We start from the raw sequence: 11,925 nt of genomic DNA on the forward strand, positions 1-11,925 counted from the left end.
CCACTCTGGGACCTCCCCTTGGGGGAGACGCAAGGCCGCCCCTCGGTACGTCGGGACGACGACTTCTGGACGACGTCAGGTGTCGTGAAAGGATCGCGGCATGTCCAGCGACCGTCTCATGCGCATTCACAGCGCTGAGTTCCAGGCCATGGCCGACAGGGTCCTGCGGGTCACCGAGCTCACCTCCCGCCTGAACGTCCTGCCGTTCGAGGACGAGGCGGGCAAGGCGGAGCTGTTCGAACAGATCCTCGGCAAGCCGCTGCCTCCGAGAGTCACGATCTATCCGCCCTTCTACACCGACCACGGCCTGCATCTCGACCTCGCCGAGCGCGTCTTCATCAACCAGAACTGCACGTTCCTGGACTACGCCGGCATCCGGCTCGGCGAGCGGGTGATGGTCGGTCCGAAGGTCACGTTCATCACCAGCGGTCACCCGGTCGATCCCGAGGAGCGGCGGCTGTACCTCACCGGCGCACCCATCGACGTGGCGGAGAACGTGTGGATCGGTGCCGGTGCCACGATCCTGCCCGGCGTCAGCATCGGCCGTGATGCCGTGATCGCCGCCGGCGCGGTCGTGGCGGACGACGTTCCGCCGGCGAGCCTGGTGACCGGTGGAAAGGCGACCGTGCACCGGACGTGGTGAAGACTTCTCCGGCGCCGCATATCGCGTTGTGGGCGGCCGGGCGCGCGCATAGGGTCGCCGGCATGTCTGTACGTCTCCGTATGCGTGAAGCCCTGCCCGTCGCCATGCGCGCCCGCGACAAGGCCGCCGTGAGCGCCCTGCGCTCCACGCTCGCCGCGCTGGACAACGCCGAGGCGGTGCCCCTGACCGAGGACCAGCTCCGTGGCACCGCCCTGGAGGCCTCGCCCGCCGGTGTCGGTGCCACCGAGGCCGTACGGCAGGAGCTGAGCGAGCACACCGTGGTGGAGGTCGTACGCGCCGAGGCCACCGAGCGCCTTGAGGCCGCCGAGCAGTTGACCGCGCCCGCCCACGCGGAGCGGGCCGCCCGACTCCGCGCGGAGGCCGACGTGCTGCTCCGTTTCCTCGACGGTCCCGAAACCGCGTAGGCGCCCCCTCCCGAACCCCGACGGTCATAGGATCTTGCGCGTTCAAGGGGGAACCGAGGGGGGAGCCGGCATGAAGCCGCTCGACGCGTCCATGCCGACCATGGCCGGGCCGTACCAGCTGCTCACCGAGTTGGGCAGCGGCGGCATGGGCCGCGTGTTCCTGGGTGCCGCACCCGACGGCCGCCTCGCCGCCGTGAAGCAGGTGCACCGGCGGTTCGCCGCCGAGGACGGCTTCCGCAGCCGCTTCCGGCGCGAGGTCACCGCCTCCCGCAAGGTCTCGGGCGCCTATACGGCCGCCGTCATGGACGCCGACGCGGACGCCGAGCTGCCGTGGCTCGCCTCGGTGTTCGTGCCCGGCCCCTCGCTCGGCGCGGCCGTGAAGGCCACCGGGCCGCTGCCCACCGAGACCGTACGCCGACTGGCGGTGGGCCTGGTGACGGCACTTGAGGAGATCCACCGCGTGGGCCTCATCCACCGCGACCTCAAGCCGGAGAACGTCCTGCTCGCCGAGGACGGCGTCCGTGTCATCGACTTCGGCATCGCCCGTGCCGCCGAGCCGGAGACGGCGACCGCACTGACCCAGACCGGCTGGGTGATCGGCTCGCCGCCGTTCATGTCGCCCGAGCAGGCCGAGACCAAGGACCTCACCGCGGCGAGCGACGTGTTCTCGCTCGGCTCGGTCCTCGCCTTCGCCGCGACCGGCCGCGCGCCGTTCGCCGCCGACTCGACCCTCATGACCCTCTTCAACGTGGTCCACGCCAAGCCCGACCTCGGCGGCGTACCGAAGGATCTGCGCGGGGCCGTCGCCCGCTGCCTCGCCAAGGACCCGTCGAGCCGCCCGACCGTCGCCGAACTCCGCAAGCTGCTCGGTCCCGTGTCCCCTGCGACCCGGCCGTGGCCGCCCGCCGTCCACGGGCTGATCGCCGAGCAGAAAGGCCGCCTGGAGGCTCTGTTGAGCGGCGACGAGGGCAGCGACGACACCGCCGAGGACCCTGCACCCGCCCCGGACGCCGAGACCGTCACGGCGACCGCCCCCGCTCGGGAACCAGCCCTCCCCACCCGCGCGCCGCGCAGACGCGGCAGGCTCGTTGCCCTCGTCGCCGCGGGCGCGGTCGCCCTGGCGGGCGCGGGAGTCGGCACGTACCTCGCGCTCCAGGAGGACGACCGCAAGGGCGGCGGCACAGGCGGCGCCGCGAAGAGTCCGGCGGACAAGTACACGAAGCTGCCGGCCTGCGCCGACGCGGCCCCCACCCTCCCCCTGCCGGCCCGGCGCACGGACCAGGACAGCAGCGTCGAGAACAGCCCCGTCTACGTGACCCGCTGCTCCTGGTACGCAAAGAAGACGGAGCTGTACCCGGGGGACACCCCGGACGCGGTCGTCCGCTGGACCCTGATACGGACGACCAGCGCGGACGGGAACGGTACGGAGCGCCAGGACGAGACGTTCGACCAGGAGACGGAGACACCCGCGCCCAACCTCGGCGTCGGCGACGAGGCCTCCTGGGACTCGTACCAACACGGCTGGAACTGCTCCTTGAACGTCCGTGACGGCAACCTCGTCGTCTGGGTCATGCTGACCGGCGACCGGCACCCCAACTCGACCTGCGATGAGGAGGCGGTGCGGATCGCCAGGGCCGCCGTCTCAGCGATGCCCGCGTGACCCCCTCACCCCGTCGACGAACGCCGCCCAGGCGGTCGCGGGGAAGAGGAGCGCGGGACCGGTGGGGTTCTTGCTGTCCCGGACGGGGACGTGGGCGACGCAGGCGGCGTCGTTGACTTCGAGGCAGTCGCCGCTGCTACCACCGCTGTAGGAGGACTTCCGCCAGGCGTCGCTGACTTCGAGGCACTCGCCGCTGCTGCCACCGCTGTAGGACGACTTCCGCCAGCCGGGGAGGACCGATGCGTCAGGGATGCTGGTCGGTGCGTGCTGCATGCTCGTACTCCTCCGCGACGGACCTGATCAGAGCCAGCGACTCGCTATGGGAGAGCGCGTCACCCAGGGCATGATCGTAGACCTCCTGACACTCCCGGACCACGGACGGAGTCTCCCAAACACGGCCGGACTTGAGGCCCTCGACGTATGCGATCGGCGGAAGGTCCGAGAACCACATGAGGGAGACGAAGCCCTCCAACATCGCATGCGCGCCCACCGTGAACGGGAGGACGTGCACACGGATGCGGCGGCTCTCCCCCAGTCTCACGATGTGACGCAGCTGTTCGCACATCACTGCCGGACCGCCGATGTGTTGCCTCAGCACGGCCTCATCCATGAGCACCCACACCACCGGGGAGTCGAAATTCTCCAGAATCCGGGCCCGCTCCAGCCTTGTGACAAGGAGCTTGTCACGTGCGGCGTCGCTCTTCGGCGGGTGCCCCGAACCAAGGACCGCCCGCGCGTACACCTCTGTCTGGAGAAGCCCCGGCACCAGCTTCGGGGCGTACTCCCGAATCACGATGGCCTGGCCCTCGAACTCCAGCGCCTCCTCGAAGTGCTCCGCCACCTTCTTGCCGTCCAGCATCGGCAGGAATCGTTCGAAGAAGTCGTCCCCCGTGTTCAGCACCTGGTCCAAGCGCCGCGCGTCCGCCACGTCCGGGCGGCGGCGGCCCGCTTCCATGTGTGCCAAGTGGGTGCGCGAGATGATGGTCAGTTCGCTCAGACGCTCCTGGGTGAGCCCCGCCGATTCCCTTCGGCGTTTCAGCTCTTCACCGTATTTTCTACGGGACTCCGGGTTGTCCTCGATCGCCACCGCCAACTCCCCGATGTGCTGGTTGCGTTGTCACATGCGAACCCCTGTCGAGCGTAACGTGATCCACGCCACTGTGTGACCGGAACAACACACAGAGCGAAAGGGCTCGCACGCAATGCAAACCCCCCACGGTCCCGGCGCCTTCGTCGCCCATACCGGAACCGACGTCTACGGCCCCGGCAAGGTCATCGGCGTGGACGGAGTCCACCGGCGTGTGCGGTTCGTGCACTTCGTGGCCACGATCCGCGCCTCCGACCTCCGGCCCGCCACGCCCCGCGAGACGCGGGAGATCCAGGACTGGCTGCGCACGAAGCGGCAGCGGTACGGCGGCGAGTGGTGATGCGGCTGCGCGTCTCGCGCGACGGCGGCCGGACCTGGTCCGCGACGCGGACGTACACGCCCCGGAGAGGAGACGTGCCGGTCGAATCGGTTCTGCGCTTTCCGCCCTGCCGATGTGACCGCTGCGTCGTCACATCGAGTGATCAGGCGAACACGGAGCTTGCGGTACGGTGAGCACAAAAGCGGCCCCCGAGCTGGTTGCAGCCAGCACCGAGGGCCTTCACTTCGAGTGCTTAAGGGAGCACCCGGAATGCTTCGTCATGCTAACGCGCCCACTCGGCGCTTCAGTCAGATCCCCCACGAGATCCTGCGCCACCCCGATCTCAATTCCGACGCCGTACGGCTCCTGTGCTGGCAGCTCTCCCTCCCCGACGGCGTCAACGAGCCGCTCTCCAAGACCGCCGAACGGGCGGGCATCCGCAAGGTCGCCTTCCTCCGCGCCAAGGGGCAGTTGAAGTCCGCCGGCTATCTGCACGAGTGGCGTGAGCAGAGCGCACGGGGGCTCTGGGCCACCCGGCAGCTCGTCTCCAACGTCCCGCTGAGCCCGGCCGAGGCGTCAGCGGTGCGCTCCGGCCCTCCGACGGACACCCGTCCGGCCGCCGGTGAGCCGACCGGTCGGGCCGTCGGCCGTCATCCTGAAGGAACATCCGGGGAGAACACCTCCACCCCTCCCCCGCCCGAGGCGGCGGAGGTGCCCGCGGCTCCCGACGCCCGGCGCCTCGTCGACGACCTGCCCGCCCTCGACCCCCGGCTGCGCGTCCCGCGCGCCATGCTCCCGGAGTTGACGGGCCTCACCGCCCGCTGGCTGGAGGCGGGACACATGGCCGACGCCGTACGGGACGCCATCGCCCGCTGCCTGCCGGGCAGGGGCAGTCCCATCCACCGTCCCGGCGGGCTGCTGCGGTACATCCTGCGCGAGGTGCCGCCGGTCGCCCCGCCTCCACCGCCGCCGAGGGTCACGGGCCTCCGCGAGTGCGAGAGCGGGCTTCACGTACAGCCGTACCTGTTCCGGCCATTGGCCGACGAGGACCATTGCGGGGGCTGCCGCCAGCCTTCCGCGGCCTCCTCCGTCTCCCCCACCACCACCGCACAGACCGGCCCTTCCCTGGCCCGCGCGGCCCTCCGACGGCGCCTGTAGGGCGTACACGTGGGCGACTTCCTGCCTACTCGCCGGCCCACCATTTGCGGGGTGCACCCGTCTCGAAGTGCAGTCCGTCGTGGCCGCGAGGCAGCTCGCAGAAGAAGTTGCCCTGAAGGAAGAGGTCCCAGCTGTCCGGTCCGGGCTCCTTGCAGCGAGGCGTGGGCTCCGCGGCCGCGGCCGCTGCCGATTCGGGATTCTGATCGTCGGTCATACACACATTCTCTCGCGCAGTCGGTATCGGTGCGACAATCACCCCTCCCTACCCGGGAGTTGTCTGTACAACTCCCGGTCGCCGTTCCCCGGTCGGACGTCGAGAGTTCACTCCCGACTGCTGCGATACACGCGTCATGTGACCGACGAACAGCGCTTGATCGAGGAGGCTCGAGTGAATCTCGTAGTCAACGGAGACGCGGAGAGCGGGCCCGGCGGGTCCGCCGACCCGGTCACCGGTGTGACCGGCTGGGACGTGCGGGAAGGAGCGCCCGCGCTCATCGCGTACAGCCTGGGCAACGGCTACCCGGGGCCCGCGGACCCCGGTCCCGCCGCCCGTGGCACGCGGTTCTTCTCCGGCGGCAACAGCCCGCGCACGGCTCTCGTCCAGGACATCGACCTGCCGAGGACGGGCACCACGGGGTGGCGGCACATCGACGCCGGGCGGGTCCGGTACACGCTCGCCGGCTGGCTGGGCGGCTACGCCACGCAGGAGGACGGCGCGCGGCTGTCCGTGGAGTTCCGGAACGCCCAGGGGACCCCGGTCGCCCTGTCCGTGCTCGGCCCCGTGACGGCCGCCGAGCGGCTGTCCCGTACCGCGCTCCTGGAGCGCACGGCGACCGCGCAGGTGCCGCGCACGGCGCGCTCCGCGCGTGTGCTGCTGGTCTTCACCCGCAGCGGCGGCGGGACGTCCAACGACGGTTACGCCGACTCGATATCGCTCACGCTGCACGCCACGGGGGGACGCAAGTGACCAGGCTCAACCGACGCGATCTGCTCAAGGCCGCCGGAGCCGCCGGTGCCCTGAACCTCGTCTGGCCGCTGGCCGCGGGGCTCTCGCCCGCGCAGGCCCTCGAGGCCGCCCAGGCGCTCGGCGCCGACTACGACCCGGCGCCCTTCACCCTCGGCGTCGCGTCCGGCGACCCGCAGCCGAACAGCGTCCTGCTGTGGACCCGGCTCGCCCCCGAGCCGCTGGCGGCCGAGCAGAAGCTGTCCGAGATCGTCGAGGTCCAGTGGGTCGTCGCCACGGACGCCCAGCTGAAGCGCGTCGTCGCGGAGGGCACCGTGCCCGCCTCCGCCACGCTCGGCCACAGCGTGCACGTCCCGGTCTCGGGGCTGCGCCCGAACACCCGCTACTGGTACGCCTTCACGGCGCTGGGCAAGCGGAGCCGGATCGGCCGCACGAAGACCGCGCCCGTCGGCCGTGTCTCGTCCGTCCGGTTCGCCGCCGCCAACTGCCAGGCGTTCCACGACGGCTTCTACGCGGCCCACCGGGGCATCGCGCGCGAGAACGTCGACTTCGTCGTCCACCTCGGCGACTACATCTACGAGCACGGTCAGGTCGGCGGAGTCCCGGCCGACCATGTCCGCGACCACGAGGGCCCGGGGATCTTCACGGTCGCCGACTACCGCCGTCGCCACGCGCTCTACAAGGGCGACGCCTCCCTGCGCGAGGCGCACGCCGCGCACCCCTGGTTCCTGACGTGGGACGACCACGAGGTCGTCAACGACTACTCCGGTACGGGCGGGGGCGCGCCGTTCATGCAGCGGCGGGCGGCCGCGTACCAGGCCTGGTACGAGAACATGCCGCACCGCGACGGCGGCGCCGGGACCGCCACCGCGCTGCCCGACCCCGAGATCCACCGGGTGCGCCGCTGGGGCGACCTGCTGGAGCTGACCGTCCTCGACCTGCGCTCGTACCGCTCGGCGCAGAACCTCGCCGACGGGACGATCCTGGGCGCCGGGCAGAAGGGGTGGCTGAAGCGGAACATCGACCAGGCTCCGGACACCTGGCACGTCTGGGCGAACTCGATCATGCTCAGCCAGCTGCGGAGCCGTCCCGGCGGCTCGTACATGTTCACCGACCAGTGGGACGGCTTCCGCACCGAGCGCAAGGAGGTCCTCGGCCATGTGCACAGCACCGGCATGGAGGACCTGGTCGTCATCACGGGCGACTGGCACTCGGCGTTCGTCGACGACATCCGGCCGGACTTCGACGACGTCTCGTCGCCGGTCATCGGTACGGAGTTCACGGCGCACTCGGTGACCTCGGGGGCGTACTCGGCGAGCTGGAACGCCACGAATGGTCCGGTCATGGGCGCGGGCAACCCGCACCTGAAGTACTTCGAGGGCAACCGCTACGGCTACGACGTCTACGAGGTCACGCCGGAGCGTTTCAGCGCCCACATGCGGGTGATCGACGACCGGCGTGACCCGGCCTCGCCCGTCTCCACGCTGACGACGTTCCATGTGGACCGCGGGAAGGCGGGCTCGTACGAGGACCCGGCGACGAAGAACTCGCCGGCGCAGTACCGCAGGGACTGACACACGCCGAAACGCCCGTCCCGCCGGTCGTGACCGGTGGGACGGGCGTCCGTGTGCGCTTCTCGCGCTGTCGCTCTGTGGGTTACGGGGCGGTGATCAGCCCTGGCCCGTCAGGTCGATGGTCTTGGTCCGCTCGGCCGTAGTCCTGCCCATCAGCGCGTCGCGCATGACGAACGCGACGTCGTCGGCGGAGACCTGGTGCTTCTTGCCGTCGGCCTTGGTGATCATGATGCCGTCGAAGACGCCGTCGAGGAGCCGGTCGATCGCCTTCTTGTCGTAGACCTCCACCAGCCGGCCGTTGACGGCCTTCATGGAGAGGATCTGCGGCAGCGACCGCGCAGGGCCGAACTTGATCTCCTTCGAGCCCGCCTTGATCAGGATCACGTCGGACATGGCGGGCTTGGCGAACTCGCGCATGGCCCGGTCCAGCTCCGCCTTGGTGATCGTGGGCTGGCGGGTGACGACCGGGAGCTCGACGGGCTTCGACTGGCCCGTCTCCACCTGGGCGCGGAAGGCGTCCTTGACGAAGATCATCGAGCGTCCGACGTCCAGGCCCATGCCCGGCTTGCCCTCCACGGCGGTGACCTTGCCCGGGGAGAACCTGATCGTGCCCTCGGTGGCCGAGCCGGAGGCGCCGGCGACGTCGGTCAGGGCGACGGCCAGCTTCTCCTCGTCGACCGGCAGCTTCGGCTCGGCGACGCGCTCGCCGCCAAAGAGGGAGCCGATCACGGAGACGGGGTTGTAGTCGCTGCCCGCGGCGGCGCGGACGGTCTCCTGGCTGTCCAGGGAGAGGCCGGCCTTGTCCGGGGCGAGCTCGACGTCCTTGCCGCCGACGTGGAGCTTGAGCGGGGCGTGGGCGCGCTTGCCGAGGGCGGCCTCCAGCTTGTTGACCGCCTCCTCCTTCGTGCCGCCGCCGATGTCGACGCCGAGGACGGTCGTGCCCTTGGGGACGTCGGAGTGGTTGAGGAGCAGCCCGGCGCCGTAGGCGACACCGGCCAGGCCGAAGACGCCGACACCGACGAGGACCAGCTTGGAGCGGCCCTTCTTCGCCGGGGCGGAGCGTCCGCCCGAGGAGGACGACGAGGGCGCGGGGGCGGGGCGGGGCGCGGTCGGGGCCGGGGCGCCGCCGACGAACTCCGGGGATGAGAACCCGTGGTCCGGAAGGCGGGGCGTGAGGTCGGGGCCCGAGGGGACGACCGGGATGCCACTGGTGAGCGTGTCCCCGGAGACATGGCCGGCGGGGCCGGGGGGCGGGGTGACCGGGCCGGGCTTCTGCGGCGTCAGCACGGCGGTGTCGTCGGAGATCCGCGGACCGCCCGGGAAGGGGTCACCGCCCATCGGAGCGCCGCCCATCGGAGCGCCGCCCGTCGGACCACCGCCCAGCGGGCCACCGTCGAGCGGGCCCGCGCCCATCGGGCTGCCGCCGATCGGGCTGCTGCCCGTGACAGGGCCCGTGGTCGGGCCGGTCGGCGCCTGCGGGCCGCCCTGGGCGTAGGGCGCGCCACCGGGGCCGTACGCGGCCTCGTCCTGGGGCGGGGTCGCGAGGAACATGGGCGTACCGGACGCGGGCGTGGCCGAGATCGACGCGCCACCGACGCGTGGGATGCCACCGGTCGCGGGACCGGCGAAACCCGAACCGCGGTTCGGGCCGGCGCCCGGGGCCGGAGGCCGTGCGCCCCCGGGAGGCGTACGCCCCGGGCCGGACGCGCCGGGGCCGGACGTGCGGGAGCCGGGAGCACCGGAGCCGGACCCCCGCTCCGACGGATCGGCCGGTCCGGACGTCCCGGCCGGAGCGGCCGGGGGTGTCGGAGCGGTGGGCGCGGCGGGAGCCGCGGGCGCCGCCGCCTTGCGGGGGGCGAACCAGTCGCTGGTCTTCTCCTCCGCCTGGGGCGCCTCGGCCTGGGCGGGAGCGGGCGCGGGGGCGGGAGCCGGGGCGGGGGCTTCCGGCGCGGGGGCCGGTGCCTTCTCGGCGGCCGGAGCGCTCGCGGGCGCCGAGGTTGTGTTGTCGACCGGCTTGCGGACCACGACGGGCGGGATGGGCCGCGAACCCGGGATGTTGATCCGGATCCGCGTGGTCAGCGTGGTCTCGGTCTTCGGCTCTTCCGGCAGCGGAGGAGCGGAAGGCGCGCCGGCGGCACCGGCCGTCTCGTCGGATCCGTCCTGCGTGGGGTGGAGCGACGGATACTGACGGGATCCGTACGGCGGTGTACCCGACGGGTACGCGGCTCCACCGCGCCCCTGGGCGCCGGAGGACGAACTGTCAGTCTCTCGACCAGTTTCACGACTCAAAGCAGGTTCTCCCGGTTGGCTCCACCGCCCGCTCTTGCTGGTGCTCGTGTACCCGGGCGGCTCGGCGGCGCGCACCACCATACTGGCCGTCGCCGAATCGCACCCGATCGCAGGGGATCCAGTACAGGGCATTCCGGCCGAAGTCGGGACACCCCTTCACCGAAGCTCCCCCCAAGTCACCCTGTTCACGGGGTCGGTCGAGGAAGCCGTGCCACCGTGGCACACATCACAGCGACCGCCATGCCTCCGAGAAGATAGATCATCTCCGAGACTCCGCCGCCGAAGACCCCGTCGCCCTCCGGGCGTCCGACGCTGAGCAGCACCACGGCGACGAGCCAGCCGACGGCGGGGGCCACGATGCCGAGCTGGGTGTCGGTGGCCCGCAGCCCGCCGTAGAAGACTCCGGCGGTGGCGAGCAGGGCGAGGATCAACCCGCCGGGGAACCAGGCCGGTTGGGCGATCGAGCCGGCGATGCCGACGAGCGCTCCGAGGACGAGGAACACGACGTACCAGACGATCCGGAGATTCACGTGGACTCACCCACGCCCGCGAAGAGGTCGGTCTCGCGCACGCCCGCCGGTGCGCCCGGCGTACCCCGCACCAACTGGTAGTACTCCGTGGTGAGGATCGGCTGCCCCAGGTCGTTGGAGAGCGCGAAGAAGGGCCCTTCGACGGCGATTTGGGTGGCATGGGCCCGCATCGCGGCGGTCTTCCGGGCCGTCCAGGCGGTGTCGCCGGCGATCTCGGCGGTGACGAGGGAGTCGTCGACGACACCCGGTACGTCGTCGATGTCCGCGACGCCGGGGAAGCCGGCGCCCTCGGCGTGGAGCCGGGCGAAGGCGGCCTCGGCGACCGGGCGCGGAACCCGGTTCCAGTAGACCTTCGCGATCGCGTGGGCGGGCCCGAGGTCCGGGCGGTACGTGGCGTCCGCGGCCAGCTCGGCGGCGCGCATGGCGACGCGGTGGGCCTGGATGTGGTCGGGGTGGCCGTAGCCGCCGTCGGGGTCGTAGGTGACGAGGACCTGCGGGCGGGTCTCGCGGACGATCTCGACGAGGTACGGGGCGGCGGTGTCGACGTCCGTGTTCCAGAAGGCGTTCGCGCGCCGGTTCTGCTCGACGCCCATCATCCCGGAGTCGCGAAAACGGCCGGGGCCGCCGAGGAAGCGGTGGTCGGTGACGCCCAGCTCCTTCATCGCGTCGGCGAGCTCGCCGACGCGATGGGCGCCGAGCCGGTCCTCCCGGTCGGGTGCGAGGTGGGCGAGCTCGGGCGGGATGACCTCGCCCTCCTCGCCGAGTGTGCAGGTCACGAGCGTGACCTGGGCACCCTCGGCCGCGTACCTGGCCATGGTGGCGCCGTTGTTGATCGACTCGTCGTCGGGGTGCGCGTGCACCAGGAGCAGACGACGGGCTGGGAGAACCGTCATGGCCCCACCCTACGAGGCGGGGCCACGGATCGGGGCCCCGGCCGTGATCCGCCGGGCACCCCCGGGCACGCCCGGGCACTCCCGGGCACGCAGCTCAGAACTTGAGGCCGCCGATCATGCCCGCCACATTGGTGGTGAGCGTGCTGATGGACGGGGCGATGGACGAGCTCGCCAGGTAGAACCCCAGGAGCGCGCAGACCGCCGCATGTCCAGCCTTCAGCCCGGATTTCCGGATCAGCAGGAAGACGACGATCGCCAGCAGCACCACCGCCGAAATCGAGAGTGCCACGGCGGTTCACCTCCACACTTCTTCGGTCGGATATTCGGACGGTCAGTTCGGCGAGCATGTGCCAGATGTCAGGTGACCCCTACCCACCTAGCGC

General features: G+C 71.5%; 14 protein-coding genes. 7 read left to right on the forward strand and 7 right to left on the reverse strand.

The window, feature by feature from the left end; genetic code table 11:
- Positions 1–100: 100 nt before the first annotated feature.
- From ACZ3OF_RS10425 to ACZ3OF_RS10435, 3 genes are all read left to right on the forward strand, one after another.
- Entirely contained in the window at positions 101–643 is a 543-nt protein-coding gene (locus ACZ3OF_RS10425) for a DapH/DapD/GlmU-related protein (protein WP_467303998.1), read from the forward strand.
- A 104-nt stretch (positions 644–747) separates the two neighbouring features.
- Positions 748–1,068: a GatB/YqeY domain-containing protein gene (locus ACZ3OF_RS10430; RefSeq protein ID WP_361668797.1), complete on the forward strand. Its 321-nt coding sequence runs from the start codon at positions 748–750 to the stop codon at positions 1,066–1,068.
- A gap of 70 nt (positions 1,069–1,138) precedes the next feature.
- Positions 1,139–2,728, forward strand: a complete 1,590-nt coding sequence (locus ACZ3OF_RS10435; protein WP_467304000.1) for a serine/threonine-protein kinase — start codon at positions 1,139–1,141, stop codon at positions 2,726–2,728.
- Here the strand turns inward: ACZ3OF_RS10435 and ACZ3OF_RS10440 are convergent.
- A complete protein-coding gene (locus ACZ3OF_RS10440) occupies positions 2,711–3,001 on the reverse strand; it encodes a DUF397 domain-containing protein (protein WP_361668456.1) in 291 nt (96 codons plus the stop codon). The two genes, ACZ3OF_RS10435 and ACZ3OF_RS10440, sit on opposite strands and share 18 nt — an antisense overlap.
- Entirely contained in the window at positions 2,973–3,815 is an 843-nt protein-coding gene (locus ACZ3OF_RS10445; protein ID WP_467304002.1) for a helix-turn-helix domain-containing protein, read from the reverse strand. Before ACZ3OF_RS10445 ends, ACZ3OF_RS10440 begins: the two co-directional genes overlap by 29 nt.
- Positions 3,816–3,930: 115 nt before the next feature.
- Here ACZ3OF_RS10445 and ACZ3OF_RS10450 point away from each other — a divergent pair, with 115 nt between their 5' ends.
- Complete coding sequence (locus ACZ3OF_RS10450) at positions 3,931–4,155, forward strand: hypothetical protein (RefSeq protein WP_361668453.1); 225 nt, start codon at positions 3,931–3,933, stop codon at positions 4,153–4,155.
- 249 nt (positions 4,156–4,404) lie between these two features.
- Positions 4,405–5,292 (forward strand): hypothetical protein, encoded by an 888-nt coding sequence (locus ACZ3OF_RS10455; protein ID WP_467304005.1) that lies wholly within the window; start codon positions 4,405–4,407, stop codon positions 5,290–5,292.
- Positions 5,293–5,317: 25 nt separating this feature from the next.
- Here the strand turns inward: ACZ3OF_RS10455 and ACZ3OF_RS10460 are convergent, their stop codons facing one another.
- Positions 5,318–5,506: a hypothetical protein gene (locus ACZ3OF_RS10460; protein WP_361668448.1), complete on the reverse strand. Its 189-nt coding sequence runs from the start codon at positions 5,504–5,506 to the stop codon at positions 5,318–5,320.
- 174 nt (positions 5,507–5,680) lie between these two features.
- Between ACZ3OF_RS10460 and ACZ3OF_RS10465 the strand changes: the two genes are divergently transcribed.
- Together ACZ3OF_RS10465 and ACZ3OF_RS10470 are read left to right on the forward strand one after the other, a co-directional pair.
- A complete protein-coding gene (locus ACZ3OF_RS10465; RefSeq protein ID WP_467304008.1) occupies positions 5,681–6,259 on the forward strand; it encodes a phosphoesterase in 579 nt (192 codons plus the stop codon).
- Positions 6,256–7,830 (forward strand): alkaline phosphatase D family protein, encoded by a 1,575-nt coding sequence (locus ACZ3OF_RS10470; RefSeq protein ID WP_361668442.1) that lies wholly within the window; start codon positions 6,256–6,258, stop codon positions 7,828–7,830. The genes ACZ3OF_RS10465 and ACZ3OF_RS10470 overlap by 4 nt, the downstream gene beginning before the upstream one ends.
- 96 nt (positions 7,831–7,926) lie before the next feature.
- On the opposite strand, the gene ACZ3OF_RS10475 is transcribed toward ACZ3OF_RS10470, so the two are convergent.
- The 4 genes from ACZ3OF_RS10475 to ACZ3OF_RS10490 all read right to left on the reverse strand — a co-directional run bounded on the left by ACZ3OF_RS10475 (position 7,927) and on the right by ACZ3OF_RS10490 (position 11,831).
- Positions 7,927–10,119: a hypothetical protein gene (locus ACZ3OF_RS10475; RefSeq protein ID WP_467304011.1), complete on the reverse strand. Its 2,193-nt coding sequence runs from the start codon at positions 10,117–10,119 to the stop codon at positions 7,927–7,929.
- Between the two features lie 185 nt (positions 10,120–10,304).
- On the reverse strand, positions 10,305–10,649 hold the full coding sequence (locus tag ACZ3OF_RS10480; protein ID WP_361668437.1) for a DUF6113 family protein: 345 nt from the start codon (positions 10,647–10,649) through the stop codon (positions 10,305–10,307).
- Positions 10,646–11,542 carry an N-acetyl-1-D-myo-inositol-2-amino-2-deoxy-alpha-D-glucopyranoside deacetylase gene (mshB, locus tag ACZ3OF_RS10485; protein ID WP_361668434.1) on the reverse strand — a complete coding sequence of 299 codons (897 nt, stop codon included), beginning with the start codon at positions 11,540–11,542 and terminating at the stop codon, positions 10,646–10,648. The genes ACZ3OF_RS10480 and mshB overlap by 4 nt, the downstream gene beginning before the upstream one ends.
- Before the next feature lie 94 nt (positions 11,543–11,636).
- Positions 11,637–11,831, reverse strand: coding sequence for a hypothetical protein (locus ACZ3OF_RS10490; protein ID WP_137993529.1), 195 nt, complete (start codon positions 11,829–11,831; stop codon positions 11,637–11,639).
- Positions 11,832–11,925 lie beyond the last annotated feature (94 nt).

The organism is Streptomyces sp. NPDC022552, assembly GCF_055561875.1.

Bases quoted from the DNA above. Each gene is read 5' to 3' on its own strand.
- ACZ3OF_RS10425 (WP_467303998.1), top strand. From the start codon at position 101: ATGTCCAGCGACCGTCTCATGCGCATTCACAGCGCTGAGTTCCAGGCC.
- ACZ3OF_RS10430 (WP_361668797.1), top strand. From the start codon at position 748: ATGCGCGCCCGCGACAAGGCCGCCGTGAGCGCCCTGCGCTCCACGCTC.
- ACZ3OF_RS10435 (WP_467304000.1), top strand. From the start codon at position 1,139: ATGAAGCCGCTCGACGCGTCCATGCCGACCATGGCCGGGCCGTACCAG.
- ACZ3OF_RS10440 (WP_361668456.1), bottom strand. From the start codon at position 3,001: ATGCAGCACGCACCGACCAGCATCCCTGACGCATCGGTCCTCCCCGGC.
- ACZ3OF_RS10450 (WP_361668453.1), top strand. From the start codon at position 3,931: ATGCAAACCCCCCACGGTCCCGGCGCCTTCGTCGCCCATACCGGAACC.
- ACZ3OF_RS10455 (WP_467304005.1), top strand. From the start codon at position 4,405: ATGCTTCGTCATGCTAACGCGCCCACTCGGCGCTTCAGTCAGATCCCC.
- ACZ3OF_RS10460 (WP_361668448.1), bottom strand. From the start codon at position 5,506: ATGACCGACGATCAGAATCCCGAATCGGCAGCGGCCGCGGCCGCGGAG.
- mshB (WP_361668434.1), bottom strand. From the start codon at position 11,542: ATGACGGTTCTCCCAGCCCGTCGTCTGCTCCTGGTGCACGCGCACCCC.